The sequence below is a fragment of the Mycobacterium palustre genome (genome assembly GCF_002101785.1).
Classification (GTDB): domain Bacteria; phylum Actinomycetota; class Actinomycetes; order Mycobacteriales; family Mycobacteriaceae; genus Mycobacterium; species Mycobacterium palustre.
In genome coordinates this window covers 66,741-91,726 of record NZ_LQPJ01000078.1, presented here as the reverse complement: position 1 = coordinate 91,726, position 24,986 = coordinate 66,741, and the positions used below count along the sequence as shown (strand labels likewise).

At 69.5% G+C, this 24,986-nt stretch carries 27 protein-coding genes; 10 read left to right on the top strand and 17 right to left on the bottom strand.

What is annotated here, in order from left to right; all coding sequences use genetic code 11:
- Positions 1-15 precede the first annotated feature (15 nt).
- The 4 genes from AWC19_RS30465 to cmaA2 all read left to right on the top strand — a co-directional run bounded on the left by AWC19_RS30465 (position 16) and on the right by cmaA2 (position 3,255).
- Positions 16-702 (top strand): hypothetical protein, encoded by a 687-nt coding sequence (locus AWC19_RS30465; RefSeq protein WP_245848824.1) that lies wholly within the window; start codon positions 16-18, stop codon positions 700-702.
- 144 nt (positions 703-846) lie between these two features.
- Positions 847-1,767, top strand: a complete 921-nt coding sequence (locus AWC19_RS08280; RefSeq protein WP_085077574.1) for an HAD family hydrolase — start codon at positions 847-849, stop codon at positions 1,765-1,767.
- Positions 1,768-1,811: 44 nt separating this feature from the next.
- Positions 1,812-2,324, top strand: coding sequence for an FAS1-like dehydratase domain-containing protein (locus AWC19_RS08275; protein WP_085077573.1), 513 nt, complete (start codon positions 1,812-1,814; stop codon positions 2,322-2,324).
- Positions 2,325-2,334: 10 nt separating this feature from the next.
- Positions 2,335-3,255 (top strand): cyclopropane mycolic acid synthase CmaA2, encoded by a 921-nt coding sequence (gene cmaA2, locus AWC19_RS08270; protein ID WP_085077572.1) that lies wholly within the window; start codon positions 2,335-2,337, stop codon positions 3,253-3,255.
- A 69-nt stretch (positions 3,256-3,324) separates the two neighbouring features.
- On the opposite strand, the gene AWC19_RS08265 is transcribed toward cmaA2, so the two are convergent.
- The 9 genes from AWC19_RS08265 to AWC19_RS08225 all read right to left on the bottom strand — a co-directional run bounded on the left by AWC19_RS08265 (position 3,325) and on the right by AWC19_RS08225 (position 10,848).
- On the bottom strand, positions 3,325-4,416 hold the full coding sequence (locus AWC19_RS08265) for a lysophospholipid acyltransferase family protein (RefSeq protein WP_142281071.1): 1,092 nt from the start codon (positions 4,414-4,416) through the stop codon (positions 3,325-3,327).
- Positions 4,398-5,525, bottom strand: coding sequence for an SDR family oxidoreductase (locus AWC19_RS08260; protein WP_085077570.1), 1,128 nt, complete (start codon positions 5,523-5,525; stop codon positions 4,398-4,400). The genes AWC19_RS08265 and AWC19_RS08260 overlap by 19 nt, the downstream gene beginning before the upstream one ends.
- Positions 5,526-5,585: 60 nt before the next feature.
- Complete coding sequence (locus tag AWC19_RS08255; protein ID WP_003402602.1) at positions 5,586-5,687, bottom strand: 30S ribosomal protein bS22; 102 nt, start codon at positions 5,685-5,687, stop codon at positions 5,586-5,588.
- 121 nt (positions 5,688-5,808) lie between these two features.
- The gene (locus tag AWC19_RS08250; protein WP_085077569.1) at positions 5,809-6,066 is read right to left on the bottom strand and encodes a cell division/environmental response transcriptional regulator; all 258 of its coding nucleotides are present in this window, start codon (positions 6,064-6,066) and stop codon (positions 5,809-5,811) included.
- A 140-nt stretch (positions 6,067-6,206) separates the two neighbouring features.
- Entirely contained in the window at positions 6,207-7,079 is an 873-nt protein-coding gene (gene proC, locus AWC19_RS08245) for a pyrroline-5-carboxylate reductase (protein ID WP_211284879.1), read from the bottom strand.
- Between the two features lie 36 nt (positions 7,080-7,115).
- Entirely contained in the window at positions 7,116-7,949 is an 834-nt protein-coding gene (locus AWC19_RS08240; protein ID WP_085077567.1) for a thioesterase family protein, read from the bottom strand.
- A 24-nt stretch (positions 7,950-7,973) separates the two neighbouring features.
- On the bottom strand, positions 7,974-8,816 hold the full coding sequence (locus AWC19_RS08235) for a sugar phosphate isomerase/epimerase family protein (RefSeq protein WP_085077566.1): 843 nt from the start codon (positions 8,814-8,816) through the stop codon (positions 7,974-7,976).
- Positions 8,817-8,845: 29 nt separating this feature from the next.
- The gene (locus tag AWC19_RS08230) at positions 8,846-9,835 is read right to left on the bottom strand and encodes a hypothetical protein (RefSeq protein WP_085077565.1); all 990 of its coding nucleotides are present in this window, start codon (positions 9,833-9,835) and stop codon (positions 8,846-8,848) included.
- Positions 9,832-10,848 carry a Ppx/GppA family phosphatase gene (locus AWC19_RS08225; protein WP_085077564.1) on the bottom strand — a complete coding sequence of 339 codons (1,017 nt, stop codon included), beginning with the start codon at positions 10,846-10,848 and terminating at the stop codon, positions 9,832-9,834. The genes AWC19_RS08230 and AWC19_RS08225 overlap by 4 nt, the downstream gene beginning before the upstream one ends.
- Before the next feature lie 177 nt (positions 10,849-11,025).
- Between AWC19_RS08225 and AWC19_RS08220 the strand changes: the two genes are divergently transcribed.
- A complete protein-coding gene (locus AWC19_RS08220) occupies positions 11,026-11,841 on the top strand; it encodes a DUF3109 family protein (protein WP_085077563.1) in 816 nt (271 codons plus the stop codon).
- A 25-nt stretch (positions 11,842-11,866) separates the two neighbouring features.
- Positions 11,867-12,649: a COG4705 family protein gene (locus AWC19_RS08215; RefSeq protein WP_085077562.1), complete on the top strand. Its 783-nt coding sequence runs from the start codon at positions 11,867-11,869 to the stop codon at positions 12,647-12,649.
- Here the strand turns inward: AWC19_RS08215 and AWC19_RS08210 are convergent.
- Positions 12,646-13,368 carry a FadR/GntR family transcriptional regulator gene (locus tag AWC19_RS08210; RefSeq protein WP_085077561.1) on the bottom strand — a complete coding sequence of 241 codons (723 nt, stop codon included), beginning with the start codon at positions 13,366-13,368 and terminating at the stop codon, positions 12,646-12,648. The genes AWC19_RS08215 and AWC19_RS08210 overlap by 4 nt on opposite strands.
- A 46-nt stretch (positions 13,369-13,414) precedes the next feature.
- Between AWC19_RS08210 and AWC19_RS08205 the strand changes: the two genes are divergently transcribed.
- Genes AWC19_RS08205 through AWC19_RS08195 form a run of 3 tightly spaced genes read left to right on the top strand, consistent with a single transcriptional unit; the run spans position 13,415 to position 16,541 of the window.
- Entirely contained in the window at positions 13,415-14,365 is a 951-nt protein-coding gene (locus AWC19_RS08205) for a hypothetical protein (protein WP_085077598.1), read from the top strand.
- Positions 14,362-14,691, top strand: coding sequence for a hypothetical protein (locus AWC19_RS08200; RefSeq protein ID WP_085077560.1), 330 nt, complete (start codon positions 14,362-14,364; stop codon positions 14,689-14,691). The genes AWC19_RS08205 and AWC19_RS08200 overlap by 4 nt, the downstream gene beginning before the upstream one ends.
- On the top strand, positions 14,688-16,541 hold the full coding sequence (locus AWC19_RS08195; protein WP_085077559.1) for a GMC family oxidoreductase N-terminal domain-containing protein: 1,854 nt from the start codon (positions 14,688-14,690) through the stop codon (positions 16,539-16,541). Before AWC19_RS08200 ends, AWC19_RS08195 begins: the two co-directional genes overlap by 4 nt.
- A 2-nt stretch (positions 16,542-16,543) precedes the next feature.
- On the opposite strand, the gene regX is transcribed toward AWC19_RS08195, so the two are convergent.
- The 6 genes from regX to AWC19_RS08165 all read right to left on the bottom strand — a co-directional run bounded on the left by regX (position 16,544) and on the right by AWC19_RS08165 (position 22,697).
- Entirely contained in the window at positions 16,544-17,227 is a 684-nt protein-coding gene (gene regX, locus AWC19_RS08190) for a two-component sensory transduction protein RegX (RefSeq protein ID WP_085077597.1), read from the bottom strand.
- A gap of 49 nt (positions 17,228-17,276) precedes the next feature.
- Positions 17,277-18,497 (bottom strand): sensor histidine kinase, encoded by a 1,221-nt coding sequence (locus AWC19_RS08185; protein ID WP_142281069.1) that lies wholly within the window; start codon positions 18,495-18,497, stop codon positions 17,277-17,279.
- A gap of 141 nt (positions 18,498-18,638) precedes the next feature.
- Positions 18,639-19,388 carry a phosphoglyceromutase gene (locus AWC19_RS08180; protein ID WP_085077557.1) on the bottom strand — a complete coding sequence of 250 codons (750 nt, stop codon included), beginning with the start codon at positions 19,386-19,388 and terminating at the stop codon, positions 18,639-18,641.
- Between the two features lie 98 nt (positions 19,389-19,486).
- The gene (locus AWC19_RS08175) at positions 19,487-20,002 is read right to left on the bottom strand and encodes a type III secretion system chaperone family protein (protein WP_085077556.1); all 516 of its coding nucleotides are present in this window, start codon (positions 20,000-20,002) and stop codon (positions 19,487-19,489) included.
- A complete protein-coding gene (gene mshA / locus AWC19_RS08170) occupies positions 19,999-21,330 on the bottom strand; it encodes a D-inositol-3-phosphate glycosyltransferase (protein ID WP_085077555.1) in 1,332 nt (443 codons plus the stop codon). Before mshA ends, AWC19_RS08175 begins: the two co-directional genes overlap by 4 nt.
- 56 nt (positions 21,331-21,386) lie before the next feature.
- Positions 21,387-22,697 carry an ROK family protein gene (locus tag AWC19_RS08165; protein ID WP_085077554.1) on the bottom strand — a complete coding sequence of 437 codons (1,311 nt, stop codon included), beginning with the start codon at positions 22,695-22,697 and terminating at the stop codon, positions 21,387-21,389.
- Positions 22,698-22,905: 208 nt separating this feature from the next.
- Between AWC19_RS08165 and AWC19_RS08155 the strand changes: the two genes are divergently transcribed.
- Positions 22,906-23,622 carry an SDR family NAD(P)-dependent oxidoreductase gene (locus tag AWC19_RS08155; RefSeq protein WP_085077553.1) on the top strand — a complete coding sequence of 239 codons (717 nt, stop codon included), beginning with the start codon at positions 22,906-22,908 and terminating at the stop codon, positions 23,620-23,622.
- On the opposite strand, the gene AWC19_RS08150 is transcribed toward AWC19_RS08155, so the two are convergent.
- Positions 23,606-24,967 (bottom strand): L,D-transpeptidase, encoded by a 1,362-nt coding sequence (locus AWC19_RS08150; RefSeq protein WP_372508568.1) that lies wholly within the window; start codon positions 24,965-24,967, stop codon positions 23,606-23,608. The two genes, AWC19_RS08155 and AWC19_RS08150, sit on opposite strands and share 17 nt — an antisense overlap.
- Between the last annotated feature and the right edge of the window lie 19 nt (positions 24,968-24,986).

Sequence of the window (24,986 nt, the reverse complement as noted above, 5' to 3'; positions counted from 1 at the left end):
AGGAGAGTCCTTAGGGTGCAGACGGAAGTAGGCGGTGCGGCTAAACCGGACGAAGCCGCAGAGGTGATTCTGTACTACAATTTGTGGCGCAAGATCGCCAACTCCATTGGAAATGGACCGTACGACGAAGCCGAGTGGGTCGAGGATCGTTTGTACTTCCGTTCCGACTATTCTGAAAAGCTGAAACAATGGCCCGAGTGGGCGCAGTTCGGCGATTGGGCGGCATGGATCATTGCGCCGAAGCCGGACGGATACGTTTGTGTATTGCGTTCGCTGAAGCATGAACGAGAAGCACAACGAAACGAGCGAGTAGAGGTGATGTTCTCTCGCTTCACCGATGCCGGTAAGTACATAATTGCGAGAATAGGCAACGGTATACGCAGCGGTCGCAACGTACGAATAAAATCACTGTTCGTAGACTGGGAATCGCGGGGGCTCGATTCACGGATCAAAGTCGAGGCAGCCAGCCGGGAGGCCATTGACTTTCTGACGACGCAAAGACCGACCCTGGACAGAGACTATGCAGAACAACATCTCCGGAAATACACATTGGAAGACGATCCCGGCTCTCACGGGTTTGCACTGGATTACGAACAACCGATGATGCAAGTCCTCGCCCTGTCGTTCGAAGAGCTGACGGCAGCGCTGCTGGAGGGGTTGCCAGAAAGCATTACCTCTCAAATTTCCGTCTGGCGATCGTAGGGTCCGCGATGGACAGCGGGCTCAACGCCCCCGGCCCCATGGACGGCTCGGGCACGTCAACGCCCGCACCACACCTGCCGGATAGGGTTGGGTACCGGCACCCACTGGGTCGCCAAGCACGACAGCGATCTAGGAGGTTGGGCCTTGGTTTCATCGGCTTCCTCTGAATCCGGCGGTGCGGAGCCCACCGCACGCGTCGACCTGGAGTCGCTGGCCGACAACGCGAGCGCCAAGCGCGCGCTGGAAGATTTGCAAGCCGAGAGCCCCGTCGACGAGGGCCGCCCGCAGCCGCCGATCGACCTCACCGCGGCCGCGTTCTTCGACGTCGACAACACCCTGGTCCAGGGATCCTCGGCGGTGCACTTCGGCCGCGGGCTGGCGGCGCGCAACTACTTCACGTACCGCGATGTACTCGGGTTCATCTACGCCCAGGCCAAGTTCCAGCTGCTCGGCAAGGAGAACAGCGACGACGTCGCCGCAGGCCGGCGCAAGGCCCTGGCATTCATCGAGGGCCGCTCCGTCGAGCAGCTGGTCACCCTGGGCGAGGAGATCTACGACGAGATCATCGCCGACAAGATATGGCCCGGCACCCGCGCGCTCACCCAGATGCACCTCGACGCGGGCCAGCAGGTGTGGCTGATCACCGCGACGCCGTACGAGCTCGCCGCCACCATCGCGCGGCGGCTCGGCCTGACGGGCGCGCTGGGGACGGTCGCCGAGTCCGTCGACGGCGTCTTCACCGGCAGGCTGGTCGGGGAGATCCTGCACGGGCCCGGGAAGGCGCACGCGGTGCGCTCGCTGGCGATCCGGGAGGGCCTCAACCTCAAGCGCTGCACGGCCTACTCCGACAGCTACAACGACGTTCCCATGCTCTCGCTGGTGGGCACCGCCGTCGCCATCAATCCCGACGCGCGCCTGCGTGCGCTGGCCCGCGAGCGCGGCTGGGAAATCCGCGATTTCCGAACCGCGCGCAAAGCCGCCCGGATCGGCGTACCGTCGGCGCTGGCCCTGGGCGCGGCGGGCGGTGCCCTGGCGGCGTTGGCATCGCGGCGGCAATCACGCTGATAAGCTGCGCCGCTGAGACACCGTCGAGCGGAGAGCAAAGCGTCATGACCGTCCCACAAGAAGCCCAGGGCCTCATCGGCAGCCATTACCGGGCACCCGACTACTTCCAGGTCGGACGCGAGAAGATCCGGGAGTTCGCGGTCGCGGTCAAGGACGACCACCCGACGCACTTCAACGAGGACGACGCCGCCGCGGCGGGGTACCCCGCGCTGGTGGCGCCGCTGACCTTCTTGGCCATCGCGGGACGGCGCGTGCAGCTGGAGATCTTCACCAAGTTCAACATCCCGATCAACATCGCCCGGGTCTTCCACCGCGACCAGAAGTTCCGGTTCCACCGGCCGATCCTGGCCCACGACAAGCTCTACTTCGACACTTACCTAGACTCGGTCCTCGAGTCACACGGCACCGTGCTCGCCGAGATCCGCAGCGAAGTCACAGACGCCGAGGGCAAACCGGTCGTCACCAGCGTCGTTACGATGTTGGGAGAAGCCGCACATCAAGACGCTGGCGCTGAAGAAACCGTCGCCGCGATTGCATCCATATCTGCTGGAAAGTAGGGTCAATTCAATGTCACAGGGTCAATCAGGTGGCACCCAGCTGAAGCCGCCGGTCGAAGCAGTCCGATCTCACTACGACAAGTCGAACGATTTCTTCAAGCTGTGGCTTGACCCGTCGATGACCTATAGCTGCGCGTACTTCGACGAGAAGCCGGACCCGAACAACCTGACCAAGACGCTCGAAGAGGCCCAATACGCCAAGCGCAAGCTCGCGCTGGACAAGCTGAACCTCGAGCCGGGCATGACGGTGCTCGACATCGGCTGTGGCTGGGGCTCGACGATGCGCCACGCGGTGACCGAATACGACGTCAACGTCATCGGCCTGACGCTGAGCGAGAACCAGTACGCGCACGACGTCGAGAAGTTCAAGGAGGTCGACAGCCCCCGCCGCAAGGAGGTGCGGATCCAGGGCTGGGAGGAATTCGACGAGCCGGTGGACCGCATCGTGTCACTGGGTGCCTTCGAGCACTTCGCCGACGGCGCGGGTGACGCCGGGTTCGAGCGTTACGCCACCTTCTTCAAGAAGTTCTACGACCTGACGCCCGAAGACGGCCGGATGTTGTTGCACACCATCATCATTCCGGACAAGGAGGAAGCCGAGCAGCTGGGCTTGACGTCGCCGATGAGCCTGTTGCGGTTCATCAAGTTCATCCTGACCGAAATCTTCCCGGGCGGTCGGCTGCCCCGCATCTCGCAAATCGACCACTACTCGTCCAACGCCGGCTGGAAAGTCGATCGCTACCACCGCATCGGCAAGAATTACGTGCCGACGCTCAACGCGTGGGCCGATGCCCTCGAGGCCCACAAGGACGAGGCGATCGCCCTGAAGGGCCAGGAGACCTACGACATCTACATGCACTACCTGCGCGGCTGCTCGGACCTGTTCCGTGACAGCTACACCGACGTCTGCCAGTTCACGTTGGTCAAGTAGTTCTTGCGCGCAAAGCGCCCCGGTGTCTTTCAAGAGGCACCGGGGCGCTTGCTATCTGCCGCCGATCGCTCAGCCGAAGAAGATGTTGCGGCGCCCGGCCAGCAGCCGGTACAGCGTCTGCTGGATCGTCTCGCGCACCTGATCGGTCAGCTCGAAGGTGACCATCGGGTCCTCGGCGTCCGACGCGGCGTAGTCGTTGGTGTAGATCGGCTCGCCGAACGCGATGCGCCATTTCGACGGCAGCGGCACCAGCCCCGCCGGCCCGGCCAACGGGAACAGCGGCGTGATCGGGAAGTACGGCAGCCCGAACAGCCGCGCGAGCAGCTTGACGTCGGTGAGCATCGGGTAGATCTCTTCGGAACCGATGATCGAGCACGGAATGATCGGCGCCTTGGTCTTCAGCGCGGCCGTGACGAAGCCGCCCCGGCCGAACCTTTGCAAGCGGTAGCGGTCCTCGAACCGCTTGCCCAGCCCCTTGTAGCCCTCCGGGAAGACGGCGGTGAGCTGTCCGGCGGCGAGCAGGCGGTGCGCGTCGGTCGTGCAGGCCATCGTGTGACCGGCCTTGCGGGCGGCCTCCCCGACGACGGGCAGGTCGAACACCATGTCGGCCGCCAGCAGCCGCAGGTCCCGCTGCGCCGGGTGCTCGTCGTGGACCGCCACCGACAGCATCAGCCCGTCGAACGGCAGCACCCCGGCGTGGTTGGCCACCACCAACGCGGCGCCCTCGCTCGGCAGGTTCTCGACGCCGCTGACCTCGACCCGGAACCACGACCGGAAAAAGAACCGCAGCAATGGCCGAACTATCGCGTTGTTGAAGTGCGGATCGAATCCGAACTCGTCGACGGTGTAGTCGCCGGTGATCCGTTCGCGCAAAAAGCCGGCGACCGCTGCGACCCGCTGCGCGAGGTCGTTGAGGGGCGCGTCGGCCGTCGAGGTCGCGCCCGCCACGCGGCGGTGCTCGTCGATCTCGCGGACCACCGCGGCGATCTGTTCGGCCGACGCCCGGCCGCGCGGATCGGACAGCAACGAAGGATGCTGGCGCGCCGACTCCGCGCGCTGATCGGCTCTCCGCCGAGCCGCTACCCGACCCCTATTGGTGTGCAGTGGAATGACATTCGCTCTGGATTCACCCGCCACGATATCTACCTGACTCCACCCCATGGAATTGGATTTCGGCTGCCCCAGCGCTGAGCTAAAGCTATGGCGCGACCCTCTAGGGAGCGTACCCGATCAGGGTCGATTATGGGAGTCAAGCCGCGGCCCCGAACGTAGTCGTCGAACGCCTCCGCCGTGGTCCATTTCGGCTGGTAGCCAAGCTCGGTGCGCATCCTGGTGGTGTCTATGACGCGGCCGTAACTTAAATAATCAAATTGATCGCGAGTGATCTCGGTATAACGATTAGCCCGCCTCAACGAATCGAGCGCCCAAACACCAAAACCGGGCACTGGCAATGGAATTCGGCCGGCCCGTCGGATCGCCTGCGACAGCATGATGATGCCGTCGGCGCCGATGTTGAACGTGCCTGCCTTGCCTGCCATCGCCGCACGCTCCAGCGCTCCGAGCGCATCCTGCTCGTGCAGCAGCTGCAGCCGCGCGTCCCGGCCGAACATCGTCGGCACCAACGGCCCGGCCAGGTACCGCGACAGCGTGGTGTCCATCGCCGGGCCGATCATGTTGGCCAGCCGCAAAATTGTCACCGCGATGTCGGGGCGCCTCCGGCCCAGCCCGCGGGCGTAGCCCTCGATGTCGAGGCTGTCCTTCGCGAAGCCCTCGCGGAAGGGTCGGCGGCTGGTGCTGTCCTCGGTGAACACGACGGGATCGTGGGCGCTCGACCCGTACACCTCGGAGGTCGACTTCAGCACGACGCGGCGCACCGAGGGCACCTTTTGGCAGGCGGCGAACAGCTGCATCGCGCCCATCACGTTGATTTCCTTCAGCGCCACGCTGCCGCCCGATCGCGGCGCGTACGACGCCGCCGCGGCATGCACCACCGTGTCGACGTCGCCGTTGCGAAGTACCTTGGCAATGAAGGGGTTTCGAATGTCGGCGCGGACGAACTCGGCCCGCCCCATGCGGCGCAGCATGTCTTTGCTGGGGGCGATGGCGTCCACCGCGATCACCCTGTTGATCAACGGGTTCTGCGCGAGCCGGGCCGTCAGGTAGCCGCCCAGGAACCGGCACGCGCCGGTAACCAGCACCACCTTGGGGTAGTGCGCGGTGTCGCTTGTGCTACCGCCCGTTCCCGCACCACTACCGCTGGACTGATCCACTCAAACAGCCTAACGGCCTCATAAGACGGCGGCGTTAAGCCAGCGTGACGGTCGGCTGGGCTACTTGCCGAGTTTTCTGCGCTGCACCCGGGTGCGACGCAGCAGCTTGCGGTGCTTCTTCTTCGACATGCGCTTGCGCCGCTTCTTGATTACTGAACCCATGAACTCCGCTATCTACAGCCGTGACCTGCTCGTACTAAGGACCCGGATACTTTACCCGCCCACCAGCGCCGAACACCAAACCGGCGCCCCGGGGACTAGCGACGTGGCACGGCGAAGCGGGTCAGCCGGCGTCGAAGTACGAGGTCTCCAGCATGTCGTGGACCGCCTTGGCGTGCACCCGGAAGGACCGCCCGACCCGGACCGCGGGCAGCTCGCCGTTGTGCACGAGCCGGTAGACCGTCATCTTGGAGACGCGCATCAGCGCGGCCACTTCGGCGACGGTGAGAAATTGTGTCCTGGCCTGCTGGCCATCGACGGGACCGGTGTCCCGACCCTTACCTGCGGAATCTCGTGCCGATGGCCCGTTCGTAGACGTCATCGCAACCCAATCGTGTCAGGCCCGCGCACTGCCAGCGGCTTCCCCTCCGCTGGCCTTACACGTGCATACAGATAAGGAGAATAGCGGGACTAGTGGGGTTACTGGTACTCGTGAGGGACAATCAGTCCAAAATTCTTGAATTATTCCGATGTAATTCTTAGCTGCTCAGAGCGCTTTTTGGCGGCCTGCACGGCCGCGTCGACGGCCGCCCGCAATCCCCCTCGTTCCAGTTCCCGCAGCCCAGCGGCGGTGGTGCCGCCGGGCGAGGTGATCGTCGCGCGCAGCTGCGCGGCCGTGGTGTCCGGGCGCGCCCCCGCCGCGTCACGTTGCGCGGTGCGGTCGGCGTCCATCCGTTCCAGCAGCATCGCCGCCGACCCGGCGACGGTCTGCGCGGTCAAATCGGTGGCGACCTCGCGGCTCAAGCCCGCCCCGACCCCGGCGTCCACCATCGCCTCGACCATCAGGAAGAAGTACGCCGGCCCCGACCCCGACAGCGCGGTCACGGCGTCCATGTGCGATTCCGGGACGGTCAGCACCCCGCCGACGGAGTCGAACAGCGCCGAAACCTCCTCGAGCTGGGGTGCCGTGACGAAACGGCCCTTGGCCAGCGCGGTAACCCCCGCGCCCACCAACGCCGCCGCGTTCGGCATCGCCCGCACCACCGGGGTCCCCGCGGGCAGCTTGGACTCGAAGTAGCCGATCGTGATCCCGGCCGCGACCGTCACGAAAACCTGCTCGGCGCTGTCGGTCTCCGCCGCGGCGGCCGCGCGGGCCAGCTCGCCCAGCACCGCTTCGACGTCGCCGGGTTTGACGGCCACGACGACGAACGTCGCGCTTTCCACCGCATCGGTCACCGAGGCCAGGCGCACCGCATAGGTGTCGGCCAAGTACTGCGCGCGCTCGGGCACCCGCTCGGCCACCACCAGGTCCTTGACCTGCCGGCCCGCGCGCAGCAGGCCCGACAGCAGTGCCTCCCCGATGCTGCCGCCGCCGATGATCGCGATTCTTGCCATGCCGCAAAGCATCGCAGACGCGGCGGCCGAGCCGCGCTACTGGGCGGGCACCAGCGCCAGTTGGCGCGCTTGCACGACGAGGCGGCCCAGGCTGTCGACGACGGTGTGGTCCTCGTCGAACCAGTCGTGCCCGATTTCGGTGCACGTGGCGATGATTCGCAACCAGCCGTCGGCGGGCAGCGCGCGCAGGAAGGCGGTGAGCTGCACGGTGGGCGCCCAGCCGGTGCGGTCCACCGCGAAGGTCACCGGCGCCGACAGGTCGCCGCACATGAGCGCGAACAGCGCGTCGGGCGCCACGTCGCGGGGGCGCGCCCACATCTGAATCACCGGCGGCCGCCCATCGGTGCTTGGCGCCAGCGTCGACAGCAGCGGCCGCACATCGCACCCCTCGCCGAGGTGCACCAGGCCGGCAAGCGGGTGGCCGGGCCCGATCGGCGCGACGTCGTCGGGCGGCTCGGGCGCCATCAGCTCCGGCACCGGGTCCGCCGACAGCAGCGGCTTGGCGGGGCCGCCGGGCGAAAAGTGCTCCGGCTCCCCCAGGTTGACCACGGCGTGCACCGCGGCGCGCCCGCCCTGGGTGAGCTCGACGTCCACGACGCTGATCCGGCGGCCGCGCTTGCGGACGGCGGTCACCAGCCGCATCGGCCCCGGATCGGGCGCCCACAAGAAGCTCGCCGACACGGCCACGGGTTGCAGGGCCGGCGCGTCCGGCGATCCCCCGCACGCGGTGCGCGCGGCGTTGGCGCACAGGGCCAGCATCGCGCCGCCGTGCACCTTGGTCCCGATGGTCCAGTGCTTGTCGAGCTCGCCCTCGTACACACCCGGGGCGGCCTCCCGCAGCGCCATCGCGCCGGTGAATAACGCGGTCACGGTTCTCCTGGTTCTTCCGGGGCTTCAGCGCATCAGGTGCGTGCGGGCGAACTGCAACGATTCGGCCAGCATGGCCTCGCGCTCGTGGGCCGAACGCGCGCTGGAGGTGGACACCTCGAGGATCACATGCCCGGCGAACCGCCCGCCCGCCAGCATCTGGCACACCTCGGCGGTGGGCTGGGTCCCGCGGCCGGGCACCAGGTGCTCGTCGGCGGGCAGGCCGCTGCCGTCGCACAGGTGCAGGTGGACCAGGCCCTCGCCCATCCGCCGGGCCATGTCCAGCGCGTCGGTGCCCGCGGTCGAGGTGTGCGACAGGTCCAGCGTGTAGTGGGCGTGGTTGCCGTCGAGCGGGTCGTAGGACGGCGAGAACGCCGAGATCGCCGGCCCCGGCCCGCCGCCGCGCTTGCGCATCCGTTCCCGCGACTGCCCGGCCCCGAAGAACCGGTCCGCCCGGAAGGGGAACATGTTCTCCACGGCGATCATCACCTCGCTGGAGGCCTCCAGGGTCGAAACCTGCTCGCTGAAGCCCTCGGCGTAGCGGCGTTGCCAGCGGAACGGCGGATGCACGACGACGGTCTGCGCGCCGAGTTGCTCGGCGGCCCGCACGCTGCGTTCCAGCTTGGGGATCGGGTTGGCGCCCCACACCCGCTGCGAGATCAGCAGGCAGGGCGCGTGCACACTCAACACCGGCACGCGGTAGCGCTTGGACAGCTTCTTGACGGCGTCGACGTCCTGGCTGACCGACTCGCTCCACACCATCAGCTCGACGCCGTCGTAGCCGAGCCGGTCGGCGTATTCGAACGCGGCCTCGGCCCGCAACGGATACACCGATGCCGTCGACAGGCCGACTTTGATCGCTGGGCGCACCGGTCCGTGGGGCTCTTGAGTAGGTCTGCCTAGCCCGACTGCAACGACAGCGCCAGGGGACCCAGCGTGATCAGCGCGCCCACCGCGACCGCGATGAGCGTGCTGGCGATGTCCTCGGTCTTGCGCACCACCCGGACCCCGACCACCAGGCCGAGGATGACCAGCACCGACAGCACCAACGCGACGATGCTGTTCCAGCGCCACAGCTGGTCGAACGCGACGAACAGACCCGCGCCGAAGACGACCGCCAGGATCGACTGCAACACGATGAGGCTGCCCCGCCACAGCGACTCGAGCCTGCCCTCGTGAAGCTCTTCGGCCGCCCCCGCCGCGTCGGGCTCGGCGTCGAGGCGCTCGTCGAGTTCTTCTTCGCCGTCGAGCGCCTGCTGGTCCCCGCCGCGGCGTCGGGCGACCTCGTCGGCCAGCGTCTGCCCGCCGAACAGCGTGTTGTCGGACTGCAGGTAGGAGCGCACGTACGCCGAATCCTCCGTCGGCGGCTCGACGTCGCGCACGTCGGAATCCATCACGTCCACCGGGATGTCGGCGTAGCTGTCGAGCGGATCCGGGCTCATGTCCTCGGCGCCGGAGCGCTCGGTGTCGCGGGTGTCGGTCTGGCGCAGCGGACGCGGGTAGGGGCTGCGCTCGGGGCCCGAAACGCGCGACGGCTGCGGCGGGGACTTGGGCCAGCGCGGCTCCGGCTCGGACCAGTAGGCCGTCTTGGGCTGCTCGCCGGCGGCCTGCCCGGGGGCCACCGCGTCGGACACCGACGTGTGCAGAGCCGGCCCGGCGACCTGGACCGAGCCGTTGGCCTCGCGCTCGGCCTCGCGGTGCTCCTCGTCGCGGACGACCGGGATCTCGCCGGTGAGCTCGGCGACGGTGACGGCGTCGCTGTCGCCGCGTCGGCGGCGGCGCCGCCGGGTGACCGCCGGGGCGCCAATGGTTCCATTCCTGGCCAGCAATTCGGCCACCGAGATCGGCCGAGTGGCGGCGCTCTCGGTCTCGGAGTGTGGTCCCGTCATGATTTGTCGCCTCTCGATCGGTGGGAGTTCCGATCTGCTTTCTGAGCTTTAGCATCGCGCACCAAGCTGCCGACCAGGGGTGTTCCGTCGGCTTCGCTGTCGAGTTTGCGCAAGATGAGACCTTCCCGTAATGCCCACGGGCAGATATCCACCGCTTCGATCGACAGCGCTCGCATGCTCGCCTCCGCCACCAGGGCGCCCGCCACGATCTGCGGCGCCCGCTCGGCGCTCACTCCTTCCAGTTCTGCCCGGTCAGCGGTCGTCATCCTAGAGATGAAAGCTATGAGTTGTCTGAGGCCGTTTGCCGTAAGCGTCCGTTTCACCCGGGGCCCGGCGGCCGACGGCGCGGCGCCGGTGAGCCGGGCCAGCGACCGAAACGTCTTGGACGTCGCGACCGCCAGGTCCGGGTTACCCGCTTCGAGCACCTTGACGCTGGCCTCCGCCAGCTCGGCGTCCAGCCAGTCGCGCAGCATCGCCACCCGGCGCCGCCCGGGCGGGTCGTCGGGCAGCCATTCGCGGGTCAACCGCCCGGCGCCCAGCGGCAGCGACAATGCGACCTCGGGGTCCTCGTCGACGCCGCTGGACAGCTCCAGCGAGCCACCGCCGATGTCGAGGTTGATGATCCGCCCCGCGCTCCAGCCGTACCAGCGGCGCACGGCCAAAAAGGTCAGCCGCGACTCGTCGACCCCGGTCAGCACCTGCAACTCGACCCCGGTCTCCTTGCGGACCCGGGCCAGCACGTCGTCTGAGTTCTCGGCGTCGCGGACCGCGGACGTGGCGAAGGCCATCAGCTCCTCGCAGCCCGAGCTGTCGGCGATCTTGGCGAGCTCGTCGATCGTGGAGATCAGCTTTTCGGCGCCGCGCTTGGTGAGCTTGCCCGAGCTGTCGATGGACTCAGACAGCCGCAGGGTGGCCTTGGTCGAGCTCATGGGCGTCGGGTGGCCACCGCGGTGGGCATCGACCACCAGCAGATGGACCGTGTTGCTACCCACGTCGAGAACGCCTAATCGCACAGAAAACAACCTAGTCGTGCGACGATGCGCGCCGCGCAGCGGCGGGAGGAGGAGCGCGACAATCCAGCACAGTCGTGCGACGATGCGCGCCGCGCAGCGGCGGGAGAAGGAGCGCGACAATCCAGCACAGTCGTGCGACCGCCCGGGCCGGAGTGTCAGCGGCGGAGCCGGGCGCCAATGTGGTCTAACGTTGCAAACGTGGGGAATTCACACCCAGAACCGGTCCGGCCGGGCCAAGAGGTCGAGCTGGATTTCGTCCGCGAGTGGGTGGAGTTCTACGACCCGGACGATCCCGAGCACCTGATCGCGGCCGATTTGACCTGGCTGCTGTCGCGCTGGACGTGCGTGTTCGGCACGCCGGCGTGCCGCGGCACGGTGGCCGGGCGTCCCCACGACGGGTGTTGCTCGCACGGCGCGTTCTTGTCCGACGACGACGACCGCGCCCGGCTGGATGACGCGGTGCAGAAGCTGACCGACGACGATTGGCAATTCCGCGAAAAAGGCTTGGGCCGCAAGGGTTATCTCGAGCTTGACGAGCACGACGGCCAGCCCCAGTACCGCACCCGGAAGCACAAGGACGCCTGCATCTTCTTGAATCGGCCCGGGTTCCCGGCCGGCGCCGGCTGCGCGCTACACACCAAGGCCCTCAAGCTCGGCGTGCCGCCGCTGACCATGAAGCCGGACGTGTGCTGGCAATTGCCGATCCGGCGCAGCCAGGAGTGGGTCACCCGGCCCGACGGCACCGAGATCCTCAAGACCTGGGTCACCGAATTCGATCGCCGCGGCTGGGGATCCGGCGGCGCCGACCTGCACTGGTACTGCACCGGCGATCCGGCCGCCCACGTCGGCGCCAAGCAGGTATGGGAGACCCTGGCCGACGAACTCACCGAACTGCTCGGCGCCAAGGCCTACGGCGAACTGGCCGCAATGTGCAAGCAGCGCAGCAAGTTAGGGCTGATCGCGGTGCACCCGGCCACCCGCATCGCCGAGTAGCGCCGCGTCTGTCCCCCGGTCAGCGATGAACGAGGCCACGAAACCGGCGCTGAGCAAGGTGCCGGCGGTGACCCTGGGCTTTTGGGTCATCAAGGTTTTGGCCACCACGCTCGGCGAGACGGGCGGCGACACCGTCACCATGACGCTGAATTGGGGGTACCTGGCCGGCGTCGCGCTGTTCGGCGGAACCCTGGTCGTGCTCGTCGTCGCGCAGATCGTCGCCAAGCGTTTCCATGCGGCCCTGTACTGGGCGACGATCGTCGCCTCGACGACGTTCGGCACCACGCTGGCCGACTTCGCCGACCGGTCGCTGGGAATCGGCTACGCCGGTGGATCCCTGGTGCTGCTGGGTTGCCTGCTGGCCACCCTCGGGCTCTGGTACTGGTCGGAGGGGACGGTGTCGGTCAACACCGTGTCCATACCCAAGGTCGAGGCGTTCTACTGGGCCACGATCACGTTCTCCCAGACGCTGGGCACCGCGTTGGGCGATTGGCTCGCCGACACCGGCGGGCTGGGCTACGAGGGCGGCGCGCTGGTGTTCGCCGCGGCCCTGGGCGTCGTTGTCGCGCTGTACTTTTCGACGAGCGTCTCCCGCGTCACCCTGTTCTGGGTGGCCTTCATCCTCACCCGACCCCTGGGCGCGACGCTGGGCGACTTGCTCGACAAGCCGGTCAGCGACGGCGGGCTGAACCTGAGCCGCCCGCTGGCTTCGGCGGTCATCGCGGCCGTCATCGTCGGACTGGTCGTCGTCCTGCCGCAGCGCCCGGGACGACACCCGGGCACCGCGGAAAGCCCCGCCGAGGGCTAAGTTTCCCAAGATTTGGTGTAGCACAACACCATTCGCAGCGCGCTGGCTCGCAGATAGGCCTCGACGGCCGCGGCGGCCGCCTCGGCGTCGCGGCTCACCACGGCCTCCGTGATGGCCTCTAGGCCGGCCAGAACCGGGGCGGCGTCGTCGTAGGCGCCGGTGAGCTCGTGCTCGCGGCCGCCGAACGCGTGCTCGACCCAGCGGTACAACAGACCCAGCGCGCGGTTGCCGCTGCTGTGGATGAGCACCCGGAAGTAGGCGAGGTCGGCGGCCTGTCGCGCCGCCGCGCTCTCGGCGTGCCGCACCGCGGCCAGCGCCGCGCGCAGCGCGTCGGCGTCGTCGGGCGCGCTGCGCTGGGCGGCCAGGCGACCGATCAGCGGGCCCAGGCCCGCCCTGATCTCCAGCAACTCGGCCAGGAACTCGGGCCCCAGCCTGCGGACGAGCGCCTCGACCACAGCGGGATGGGTGAGCGCCTCGGGGTCGCAGACCACGTTGCCGCTGCCGTGCCGGGCCTCGATGAGGCCCATCTGCTGCAGGCGGGCGAGAGCCTGACGCAGCGACGTGCGGTTGACGCCGAGCTGCTCGGCCAACTCCCGCTCCGGGGGCAGCGTCGAACCCGGCGGGAAGACACCGTCGAGGATCGCGTCGGCGATGGTCGCGGCGATCTGTTCGTCCACCCGCTGCCGATCCGGCGGCTGCAGCGCGCTTGACTGGTTCATTGGCTCAACCAATATAGTGGACGGACCGGGACCGGAGGTGGGCGACATGGACGACGAGCTGCGATCGGCCGCGGTCCCGCGCTGGCGGGGACAGGCCGGCCGGCTGGAAGTCTGGTATGCCACGCTGTCGGACCCGGCGACGCGGGCCGGGCTGTGGATCCACTGCGAGACGGTGGCGCCGCTGCGGGGCGCGCCCTACGGGCATGGCTGGGTGACCCGGTTCGCCGCCGACGGCCCGCCACGCACCGCGCGGTTCGGCCCCGAGCCCGTCCGGCCGGCGGCGGGCGCGGACTGGTTCAGCGCGGCGGGCGCGCGGGTGGCGCCGGAGCGGCTGGCCGGTGACGCCGGCTCGGTGTCGTGGGACCTGTCCTGGAAGGATGCCGGCACGCCGCTGTGGACGTTTCCCCGCGCCGCGTGGGAGCGCGAGCTGCTGCCCGGCGCCCAGGTGGTCCTGGCCCCGACCGCCGAGTTCACCGGCGCGCTGACCGTCAACGGCGCGCCCGTTCGCCTGGACGGCTGGCGTGGCGGCGTCGCCCACATCTACGGGCACGGCAACGCCAAGCGCTGGGGCTGGGTCCACGGCGACCTCGGCGGCGGCGACGTCGTGGAAGCGGTCACCGCGGTCTCGCACAAGCCGGGGCTGCGCAGGCTGCCGCCGATGGCGTTCGTCCGCTTCCGCATCGACGAAAAAGACTGGCCCGCAAGCCCTTTGCCGTCCCTGCGAATGAAGACGACTCTGGGAGTGCGGCACTGGCAACTGGAGGGGCGCGTCGCCGGCCGCCGGGTGCTCATCCGCGTCGACCAGCCCCCGGAGCGCTGCGTGAGCCTGGGTTACACCGATCCCGACGGCGGCCGGGCGGTGTGCACGAACACCGAGCAGGCCGACATTTACGTCGACATCGACGACCGGCACTGGTCGGTGCTGGGGTCCGGGCACGCCGAGGTGGGGCTGCGCGGCGCCGAAGCGCCCGACACCAACGAAAGGATCGAAACGTGAGCTTTCTCTTCGACCCGCCGCTGCTGCTCGCCGCCGGGGTGCTCATCGAACGGCGGCTGCCGCCGGACCGTCGCGACGTCGCCGAGGCGGCGACGCTCGGTGTGTTCTTCGGCGGCTCGTTCGGGCTGTATAACAACGTGCCGGGGTTGGGCGTGCTGTGGCGGCCGTTCCGCGCCGCGGGCGGGCGCGACTTCATGTGGAACAGTGGCGTTTTCGGCGTGAACACGGTCGAGGCGGGCTGGCCGCTGCACGCCGCGGCGGGCGCCATCTTCGCGACCTACCCGTTGTTCATCAAGCTGGGCCGCCGGCTCGGACGCATGCGATGAGCCGGCTGGCGGCGTCGTTCGGCAGCGCGCTGCTCCCCGAGGAATGCGGCGGTCCGGCACCGGCCTTGCTCGTCGAGCGCGTCGACCGCTACCTGGCGCGGCTGCCGGCGACCACCCGGCTGGCCGTGCGGGCCGGGTTGTTGTCGATGGCCGCCGCGGGCTACCTCAGCACCGGCCGGTCGCTGTCGCGGCTGGGCCCCGACCGGCGCGAGGCGATCTTGCGTCGGATCGCGGCGCTGAGCCCGGATGCCGGCGCGGCCGTCGAAGCGATGAAGGCGATTGTGTTGCTGGCCAACGGCGCCGACACCTACGCCGACGAATTGCTCTCCCGCGCACAGCGCCACCACCCCGCGCGCCCCGATGCGCCGCTGGCGATCACCCCCTCGGCCGAAAGTCGCTCCGTCGTCACCGCCGACGCCGTGGTCGTGGGCTCGGGCGCCGGCGGCGCGATGGCCGCCCGGACCCTGGCGCGCTCGGGCTTGGACACCGTCGTCCTCGAGGAGGGCCGCCGCTGGACGGTCGAGGAGTTTCGCACCACGCACCCGATCGACCGCTACGCCGGGCTCTACCGCGGTGGCGGGGCCACCGTCGCGCTGGGCCGCCCGTCGCTGGTGCTGCCCATCGGCCGGGCGGTCGGCGGCACCACGGTGGTGAACTCCGGCACCTGCTACCGGCCGCCGCAGGCGGTGCAGCGCCGCTGGCGCGACGAGTTCGGCCTGGGCCTGGCCGACCCCGACCGGCTGGGCGCCTACCTCGACGACGTCGAAGCCACGCTGCGCGTCGCGCCCGTCCCGCTGCAGATCATGGGCCGCAACGGGCGGCTGCTGCTCGACGCCGCCGCGGCGCTGGGCTGGCGGGCGGCCCCGATCCCGCGCAACGCGCCGGGGTGCGAGGGCTGTTGCCAGTGCGCCATCGGCTGCCCGCGCAACGCCAAGTTCGGGGTCCACCTCAACGCCCTGCCGCAGGCGTGCGCGGCGGGCGCGCGCATCGTCTCGCAGGCCCGCGCCGAACGGGTGCTGCACCGCAACGGCCGCGCCCGCGGCGTGCGGGCCCGCCGGCCCGACGGCACCGCGCTGGACATTCTTGCCGACACGGTCGTCGTCGCCGCGGGTGCCACCGAGACGCCGGGGCTGTTGCGGCGCAGCGGTTTTGGGACGCACCCGCGGCTCGGCCGAAACCTCGCGCTGCACCCGGCGACGGTGCTGGCGGGACGCTTCGACGACGACGTCGTCGCGTGGCACGGGGTGCTGCAGAGCGCGGCCGTGCACGAGTTCCACGAGTCCGACGGCGTGCTGATCGAGGCGACCTCCACCCCGCCGGGAATGGGATCGATGGTGTTGCCCGGTTACGGCGCCGAGCTCCTCGGCTGGCTCGACCGGGCCCCGCAGGTGGCGACGTTCGGCGCCATGGTGGCCGATCGCGGCGTCGGCTCGGTGTCGTCCGCGCGCGGCGAGACGTTGGTGCGCTACGCCATCGACCGCGCCGACGTGGCGAAGCTCCGGGTCGCGATCGAGGCCATGGGGCGGCTGCTCTTCGCCGCGGGCGCCGTCGAGGTGCTCACCGGTCTGCCCGCCGCGATGACCGTGACGTCGCTGCCCGCGCTGCAGGAGGCGCTGCGCCGCAGCGACCCGAGAAGCCTGCATTTGGCAGCCTTCCATCCCACGGGCACCGCGGCCGCGGGCGCCGACGCGCGGTTCTGCCCGGTCGACGAAACCGGCCGGCTGCGCGGGGTGGACGGCGTGTGGGTTGCCGACGCGTCGATCCTGCCCAGCTGCCCGGAGGTGAACCCGCAGCTGTCGATCATGGCGTTGGCCCTCGGCGTGGCCGACGAGGTGCTCGCCGCGCGGTGAAGCTAGCCCTCCAGCTTGTAGCCCAGCCCCCGCACCGTCACCAGGTGCACCGGGTTCGCCGGGTCGGCCTCGATCTTGGACCGCAGCCGCTTGACGTGGACGTCGAGGGTCTTGGTGTCGCCGACGTAGTCCGCGCCCCACACCCGGTCGATCAGCTGCCCGCGGGTCAGCACCCGGCCGCTGTTGCGCATCAGGTACTCGAGCAGGTCGAATTCCTTGAGCGGCAACGTGATCGTGTCGCCGTTGACCGACACGACGTGGCGTTCGACGTCCATGCGGACCGGGCCCGACTCGAGTACGCCGTCGCTGATCTCCGAGTCGTCGTCGCCGCCCCGGCGCAGCACCGCGCGGATGCGGGCGATCAGCTCGCGTGCCGAATAGGGTTTGGTCACATAGTCATCCGCGCCCAGCTCGAGGCCGACCACCTTGTCGATCTCGCTGTCGCGGGCGGTCACCATGATCACCGGGACGCTGGAACGCGCGCGCAGCTGCTTGCACACGTCGGTGCCCGACATGCCGGGCAGCATCAAGTCGAGCAGCACGATGTCGGCGCCCGCGCGATCGAACTCGGCCAGCGCCGCGGGGCCGTCGGTCACCACCGTGGCCTCAAACCCCTCCTTGCGCAACAGGAATGCCAGCGGATCGGCCAGCGACTCCTCGTCCTCCACAATCAAGACACTAGTCATGAACACAACTCCTGTTCATCGCGACGATCTGCGTCGTCGTAAGCGCGGGTCATCGACTTAGTTCTTCCTCTCGTTGTGACCTGTTGGGCCGCACCTCACGGCCCCGCGGTTGCTCGGGTTCCTCGTCGCCGTTCTTGTAGGCCGGGATCGACAACGTGAACGTCGAACCGGTTCCCGGCTTGCTCCACACGCCGATGCTGCCGTTGTGGTTGGCCGCAACGTGTTTGACGATGGCGAGTCCCAAGCCGCTACCGCCCGTGGCACGCGAACGCGCCTTGTCGCCGCGGAAGAAGCGCTCGAAGACGCGCTCCTGATCCTCCAGCGGGATGCCGATGCCGCGGTCGGTCACGGCGATCTCGACGTTGTCGCCCCGGCGACGACGGCTGATCGACACCGGCGAACCGGGCGGCGAGTAGGCGATCGCATTGGAAACCAGGTTGGCCAGCGCGGTCACCAGCAGCGTCTCGTCGCCCAGCACCCGCAGGCCGCTGGGCGCGTCGGTGCGAACCTCGATATCGGCGTTGTCGGCGGCCACCTTGTGCCGTGAAATCGCTTCGGAGACAACGGTATCCACATCGACATCGACCACATTGGGCAGTCGTTCGGCGCCCTGCAACCGGGACAGCTCGATCAGTTCGGCGACCATGTCGCCCAACCGGTTGGCCTCGACGAGGACCTTTTCGGCGAACCGGCGGACCGTCTCGGAGTCGTCGGCCGAGGCCAGCAGCGCCTCGGCGAGCAGCGCCATGGCGCCAACGGGGGTCTTGAGCTCGTGGCTGACATTGGCCACGAAGTCGCGCCTGGTCGCCTCCATCCGCGCGTAGTCGGACTGGTCGTGGACGAACACCACGGCGAAACGGCGGTCCTCTTCGCTCAGCAGCCGCGCCTGCCCGTGCACCGACAGCCCGGACCGCCCCGCCGCGCGTTTAGCCGGCCGCAGGTCGAACTCGACGTCGACGCCGGTGAGCGCCTGCTGGGCCGCCTGCCAGGCCTGGTCGTCGAGCTGGCGATCGCGCACCAGGCCCAGTTCCTTGGCCCGGTCGTTCAGATAGACGACGTCGCGGTGCGAGTCCACCACCGCGGCGCCCAGCGGCATCAGCGCGACGATGCGTTGCAGCATCTGCGCGACGGTGATTCCCGTCCAGTCGCTGGCCGCTTGCTGACGGCGCTGCACGGCCCGCGGTGCCAGTCGGACCCCGACCGCAACGCCCGCGGCCAGCGCCAGCACGGACAAGACCCCGGCCAGCAACAGCGCCGAGAACACAGTCACATAGCGAATCCTACAAATCTTCGGAAACGGCGCCCTAGCGGAGCGCGGCCAAAATCGGACAAGTCACACCCTGCGCTACAGGTATTCCACTGCCGTTCACGTGATGTTTGGCAAATTGGCCTTTGAAGCGCGCTCGGGGGCCTATCCGCGGCCCTGGCTGGCCACCGCGGCCGCCCCGGCCGCGGCCGCCTCCGGGTCCAGGTAGGTGCCGCCCGGACGCACCGGCCGCATGTCGGCGTCCAGGTCGTAGCGCAACGGGATGCCGGTCGGGATGTTCAGGCCCACGATCTCGTCGTCGGACATGCCGTCGAGGTGCTTGACCAGGGCGCGCAGCGAATTGCCGTGGGCGACGATCAGCACGGTCTTGCCGGTCCGCAGGTCGGGGACGACGACGTCGGTGAAATACGGCAGGAAGCGGACCACCACGTCGGCGAGGCATTCGGTGAGCGGGCCGCCGCCGATGTTGGCGTAGCGGGGGTCGGCGTCCTGGCTGAATTTGCTGCCCTTCTCGATCGGCGGCGGCGGCGTGTCGTAGCTGCGCCGCCAGGCCATGAACTGCTCCTCGCCGTAGCGCTTTTTGGTCTCGGCCTTGTTGAGGCCCTGCAGCGCGCCGTAGTGGCGCTCGTTGAGCCGCCAGCTGCGCCGCACCGGGATCCACAGCCGGTCGGCGGTGTCCAGCGCCAGGTGGGCGGTGCTGATCGCGCGCCGCAGCAGCGAGGTGTAGAGAACGTCGGGCAACACGCCGTGTTCGGCCATCAGCTCGCCGCTGCGAACCGCCTCGGCCCGGCCCTTCTCGGTCAGCCCGACGTCCACCCACCCGGTGAACAGGTTCAGGGCGTTCCAGTCGCTCTCGCCGTGGCGCAGCAGCACCAGCGTCGCAGTGTCTCCCATGCGCGTCAGTCTCTCACGCGGTCGCCGCGGCCCGCCGAGCGCAACGTCACCGCGAAACCCGGGCGGGCGGATATCGCAGCCCGGTTACGCTCGCCGAGCTAGTCCGAGTCGTCTTCGTCGATCAGATGCGCGAACGCCTGCAGGTTCTTCAGCGACTCCCCGCGCGACACCCGCCACTCCCACTCCTTCTGGATCGACGAGCGAAAACCCAACTCCAGCAACGTATTAAAGTCGGAATCCACCGCTTCGAGCACCTGCCCGAGCACCCGGTCGATCTCGTCGTGGCTGACCGAGGCCAGCGACATCCGGCCCACCAGGTAGATGTCGCCGACGTTGTCGAGGGTGTAGGCGACACCGTAGAGCCGGCGGTTGCGCCTGAGCAGGAAGCGGTAGACGCCCTCGTGGTTCTCGTCGGGCTTGCGGCACACGAACGCCTCGACGCGCACCGAATGCTCGCCGATGCTCAGGATCGTGTTGGTCTTGAGCTTGCGCTCCCCGGGCAGTTCCACCACCAGGCCCGGCAGGCCGCCGTGTGCGCCCTTGAACTCCGAGTAGTTCAGCCCGCTGTCCCGCAGCGCGTCCTCGATGACGTCCTGAACCGCCGGGCCGGTCATGCGCCCACCCCGCGGCGCGGCGTCCAGCGGCGCGGCGTGCGCATCGACGCGCGATCCCGGAACCGGCGCTGGCGCAGGGCGGTGAAGTCGCCGATCGCGCGCCGGTAGCTGGCCAGCAGCGCGTCGGTGGTGTTCTCCCAGGAGAAGGTGGCCGCATGCACGGCCGCGGCGCGGCTCATCGCCTCCGCCTGCGCCGGATCGAGCCGCAGCAGCCGATCGAGCGCGTCGGCCCAGTCCCCGACGTCGTGGCCGGCCACCAGGGTGCCCGAGACCCCGTCGCGCACCGCAACCGGCAGGCCGCCCACCGCGGCCGCCGCCACGGGGGTGCCGCAGGCCTGCGCCTCCACGGCCACCAGGCCGAACGACTCCGAATAACTGGGCACGGCAACGAGATCGGCGGCCTGGAACAGCGTGGCCAAATCCGAGCGGGACTGCGGCGGCAGGAACGTCACCCGCTCGCTGATGCCCAAATCCTCGGCCAGGCGGACCAGCCCGTCGGGGGAGGCCAGGCCGCTGCCCGACGGGCCGCCGGCCACCACGATGCGCACCTCGGGCAGCTTCGCCGCCGCACGCAGCACGATGTCGGGCGCCTTGAGCGGCTGGATGCGGCCGACGAACGCCACCATGTCCTGGTCGAGCGGCAGCCCCAGCGCGGCCCGCGCGGCCCGCCGGTCACCGGGGCGGAACACGTCCAGATCCACGCCGGGATGCACCACGTCGATGCGCGCGGGGTCGGCATGATGAATCGAAATCATTTGTCGCGCTTCGTCATCGGTGTTGACGATCAGCCGGTCCGCCTCGTCGACGACCTGCTGCTCGCCGACCGTGCGCAGCGGCGGCTCGGGGGCATCCCCGTCGGCCAGGGCCGCGTTCTTGACCGCGGCGAGCGTGTGCGCGGTGTGCACCAACGGCACCGCCCAGCGGTCGCGGGCCAACCAGCCAACCTGCCCGGACAGCCAGTAGTGCGAGTGCACGATGTCGTAGTGGCCCGGTTCGTGCGCCGCCTCGGCGCGCAGCACCGCGGCCGCGAAGGCGCATAGCTGGGTGGGCAGGTCGTACTTGTCGAGCCCCTCGAACGGCCCGGCCACCACGTTGCGCACCAGCACCCCGGGCGCCACGCGGGCCACCGGCGGATCGGCCGACGCGGTGGCGCGGGTGAAGATCTCCACCTCGATGCCCCGCCGGGCCAGGTGCAGCGCCGTCTGCAGCACGTAGACGTTCATGCCGCCGGCGTCGCCGGTCCCCGGCTGGGCCAGCGGTGAGGTGTGCACCGCCAACACTGCAACCCGGCGCGGATCCTTCAGCCGGAAGACGTCGTCGTGGCGCACCCCATCATCTTTACAGGACGACTCGGGGCGGCGGCCCCAGCGCGGGTCGCGTTCCGCTAGGCCGACGACTCGTCGGCGACCTCGCGCAGCCGGGTGCCCAGCGCGCCGGCGCGCCGCATGGCGCCCAGCGGGTCGGCGTACAGCCCGCCCAACGACACCGTGCCCGCGCCGGCCTCCTGCACCCGGTTGCCGAAGGCGGTGACGCGGATGTCGCGCGCCGGCAGCACCGAGCGGGCCGCGAACGCGGCCTCGACGTGCTCCATCGCCTCGGGGTACTCGGTGAAGGCCTGGCCGCCGACCACCAGCTCGTCGGGGTTGAGCAGGTCGCGCAGCAACGCGACCGCCTCGCCGAGCACGCGACCCCGCTCGGCCAACAGCTCCCGGGCCACCGGGTTGCCGGCCCGCGCCACCCGCAGCAGGTCGGTGATCGCGGCGGTGGAGCCGACCGCGCGGGAGACCGGGGCGAGGCCGGGAAGGATCTTCAGCCGGCGGGCGGCGGCCAGCACGGCCTCGTCGCTGACGGTGGACTCCAGCTCGCCGGTGCCGCCCAGCAGCTCGGAGTGCGCCGGCAGGGCCGCGATGGTGCCGGGGCCGCTGGCCGGGCAGTGCACCCGGCCCCCGATCACCAGCGCGTAGCCGACGGTCTCGCGGGCGTAGACGTACAGGCTGGTCGGCGAGGTCGGCGCGAAGCGCCGCAGCCCGAGCAGCAGCTCGGCGCCGGCCATGGCGTCGACGTGCGAGGCCACCGACACGGGCAGGCCCAGCGCGTCGGCGAGCACGGGACCCACCGGCGCCTGCCGCCAGCCCAGCCGCGGGTGGTCGACGTGGCCGGTGGCGCCGTCGACGGTGCCACCGGTCGCCACCCCGACCCATAGCGGGCGCCGCCGGTGCCAGCGCCGCAGGTAGCGGGTGGCGCTCTCGGCCAGTGACGCCAGGGCGGGGCCGGCCGGGCTGAGCGGCGTCGGGGTCTCGACGGTGTCCAGCGTGCGGCCGAACAGGTCGGTGGCCACGATGCTGGTGGTGCGCGCGCCGATGTGGATGCCCAGCGTCACGAACGGCTCGTGGTTGACCTCCACCGGCACCCGCGGGCGGCCGATGGCGCCGGAAACGGCCAGGTCGGCGCGCTCGCGCAGCAGGCCGGCGTCGAGCAGCGCGATGACCTGCCGGTTGACCGTGGCGATGCTCAGCGAGGTGACGTTGGCGATGACGTCACGGCCGACGGGGCCGCGCAACCGCACGGCGCGGAAGACCGACGCCGCCGCGGTGTCGGAGATGTGCAGCGCCGACGGCAGGATCTGGCGATGCAACCGCAACTGGGGTTTGCGGATGGGGGAACGATGGCTGTGGGTAAGAGTTGTCGAGCGCACGAGCGTCCTTTGTCCGAGTTCCTATTGGCCGGCTGCGGCCACACCTGAAAGGTCAGGAGCGGCAAAGTGCGCAGCAACAACACGCACTTGCCGCGCAAAGACACGCGGCGGTGTTGTTGAACAGGGCGCTAAGGTGCACCCCGAGAATTTAGCACGTTTATTAGAGTTGTTCCGATGAACGCAGCAAGGGGGGGACCGGCGCGTCGCGGTGGTCACGGGCGCCAGTTCCGGTATCGGCGAAGCGACCGCGAAAACCCTTGCAGCGCAAGGCTTTCACGTGGTCGCCGTCGCGCGGCGGGCAGACCGGATCGGCGCGCTGGCCGACGAGATCGGCGGCACCGCCGTTGTGGCCGACGTCACAGACCAGCAAGCGGTCGTCGCGCTGGCCGGCAACGTCGGCCGGGTCGACGTGTTGGTCAACAACGCCGGCGGCGCCCGCGGTTTGGCGCCGGTCGCCGACGCCGACCTCGAACACTGGCGATGGATGTGGGAGACCAACGTGCTGGGCACGCTGCGCGTCACCCGCGCGTTGCTGCCCAAGCTGATCGACTCCGGGGACGGTTTGATCGTCACGGTCACCTCGGTCGCCGCCCTGGAGACCTACGACGGCGGGGCCGGCTATACGGCGGCCAAACACGCCCAGGGAGCGTTGCACCGCACGCTGCGCGGCGAGCTGCTGGGAAAACCGGTGCGGCTCACCGAGATTGCGCCGGGGGCCGTCGAGACCGAGTTCTCGCTGGTTCGCTTCGACGGCGATCAGCGGCGCGCCGACGCCGTCTACAGCGGCATCACCCCGCTGGTGGCCGCCGACGTCGCCGAGGTGATCGGGTTCGTGGCCTCGCGGCCGTCCCACGTCGACCTGGATCTGATCGTGATGAAGCCGCGCGACCAGGCCAGCGCGTCACGGTTTAACCGCCGGGGCTAGGCGCGGGGCTGGACGTCGTCGTGGTCGGCGTGCCCGACAGGGTCGGCGCGTTCGACGGCGTCACCGGCGCGGTGACCGGAATCTGGCTGGCCGGCGGGTGCGACGTCGGGGGCGGCAGCGCCGACATCGCCACCCAGGTGTCCCAGTCCACCGCCCAGTCCCAGATGTCGCCGTCGGAGTAGGACAGCTGGATCGAGCTCCCGGTCACCTCGACCGGGTCCCCGTAGATCGCGCTGTGGAAGTACTGCTCGGCGTCGGCCGTCGACAGGTTGATGCAGCCGTTGGTGACGTTGCTGTTGCCCTGAGCGCCGGAGCTCGCCGGGTTGGCGTGGATGAACTCGCCGTTGTTGGAGATCCGCACCGCCCAGCGTTCGTGGGCGTTGGTGTAGCCGGCCGCCGGGTTGGACATGTAGAAGTCGGCGTACTTCTCGGTGACCACGTGGATGCCGTTGCGGGTGACGTTGCGCGCCTTGTCGGCCTCGCCGTAGCTGCACGGGAAGTCCATGATCACCCCGGCGTCCGTGACGACCTGGATGCGGTGCGAGGAGACCTCGGCCTTGACCACCTGGCGGCGCCCGATCTGGATGTTCAACGAGATGTCGTCGGCGCCGTAGGCGCCGTCGCCGAACGGCCGTCCGTAGAGCTTGGCGTCGACGTTGACCGTGGTGCCCGCCGGGTAGTACTCGCGGGGGCGCCAATGCACCCGGGCGCCCTGCCGTTCGTCGGGCAGCCACGCCCAGCTGCCCTCGACGGGCGGGTTGGTGGTGACCGTGAGCGCCTTCTCGACGGAGGCCTTGTCGCTGATCGGCGCGTCGAACTGGATGATGATCGGCGCCGCGACGCCGACGGTCTGGCCGTCGGCCAGCTGGAAGGCCCCGCCGATCTTCTTGGTCGGCGAGACGGTGGTGAACTTCGCGGCCACCGGAACCGCCTTGCCGTTGTGGCCCACGGCCGAACCGCTCCACGTGTAGGTGGCGTCGTAGCCGAGCGGCTCCGTGGTGGTGTAGACGGTGCGATCGGCGTTGAACGAACCGGCGACGACTTTGCCCGACGAGTTCGTCAACGTCACCTTCTGGAACCAGCCGTCGCTCACCTGCACGCTGATCGGCGAGATCGGAACGACGTCGGTGGCGGCATCGGCCGGCTCGAACTTCAGGCGCGGCGCCGGCGGCTCTTTCTTCTCGGCCTGCTTGGTCACGGTGCCGGCGCACGCGGCCAGCACGTTGGGAGCGAACACGCCGAGCCCAAGGGCCGCCAGGGCCGTGCGCCGGTTCAGCGGCGGCGGGGGGCTGGATGTGCTCACGACACATAAAGATACCGGGCGGAAAGACCCCAACGGCGCCACGACAATTCGTCCCCGCGTG

What these genes read in the sequence shown, in the direction of transcription:
- AWC19_RS08265 (WP_142281071.1), bottom strand. Translation starts at nt 4,416, where the DNA reads ATGGGGTGGAGTCAGGTAGATATCGTGGCGGGTGAATCCAGAGCGAAT.
- AWC19_RS08195 (WP_085077559.1), top strand. Translation starts at nt 14,688, where the DNA reads ATGAGCCGGCTGGCGGCGTCGTTCGGCAGCGCGCTGCTCCCCGAGGAA.
- AWC19_RS08175 (WP_085077556.1), bottom strand. Translation starts at nt 20,002, where the DNA reads ATGACCGGCCCGGCGGTTCAGGACGTCATCGAGGACGCGCTGCGGGAC.
- AWC19_RS08215 (WP_085077562.1), top strand. Translation starts at nt 11,867, where the DNA reads ATGAACGAGGCCACGAAACCGGCGCTGAGCAAGGTGCCGGCGGTGACC.
- AWC19_RS08275 (WP_085077573.1), top strand. Translation starts at nt 1,812, where the DNA reads ATGACCGTCCCACAAGAAGCCCAGGGCCTCATCGGCAGCCATTACCGG.
- AWC19_RS08205 (WP_085077598.1), top strand. Translation starts at nt 13,415, where the DNA reads ATGGACGACGAGCTGCGATCGGCCGCGGTCCCGCGCTGGCGGGGACAG.
- cmaA2 (WP_085077572.1), top strand. Translation starts at nt 2,335, where the DNA reads ATGTCACAGGGTCAATCAGGTGGCACCCAGCTGAAGCCGCCGGTCGAA.
- AWC19_RS08180 (WP_085077557.1), bottom strand. Translation starts at nt 19,388, where the DNA reads ATGGGAGACACTGCGACGCTGGTGCTGCTGCGCCACGGCGAGAGCGAC.
- AWC19_RS08220 (WP_085077563.1), top strand. Translation starts at nt 11,026, where the DNA reads ATGTGGTCTAACGTTGCAAACGTGGGGAATTCACACCCAGAACCGGTC.
- AWC19_RS08255 (WP_003402602.1), bottom strand. Translation starts at nt 5,687, where the DNA reads ATGGGTTCAGTAATCAAGAAGCGGCGCAAGCGCATGTCGAAGAAGAAG.
- AWC19_RS08250 (WP_085077569.1), bottom strand. Translation starts at nt 6,066, where the DNA reads ATGACGTCTACGAACGGGCCATCGGCACGAGATTCCGCAGGTAAGGGT.
- regX (WP_085077597.1), bottom strand. Translation starts at nt 17,227, where the DNA reads ATGACTAGTGTCTTGATTGTGGAGGACGAGGAGTCGCTGGCCGATCCG.
- AWC19_RS08210 (WP_085077561.1), bottom strand. Translation starts at nt 13,368, where the DNA reads ATGAACCAGTCAAGCGCGCTGCAGCCGCCGGATCGGCAGCGGGTGGAC.
- proC (WP_211284879.1), bottom strand. Translation starts at nt 7,079, where the DNA reads ATGGCAAGAATCGCGATCATCGGCGGCGGCAGCATCGGGGAGGCACTG.
- AWC19_RS08230 (WP_085077565.1), bottom strand. Translation starts at nt 9,835, where the DNA reads ATGACGGGACCACACTCCGAGACCGAGAGCGCCGCCACTCGGCCGATC.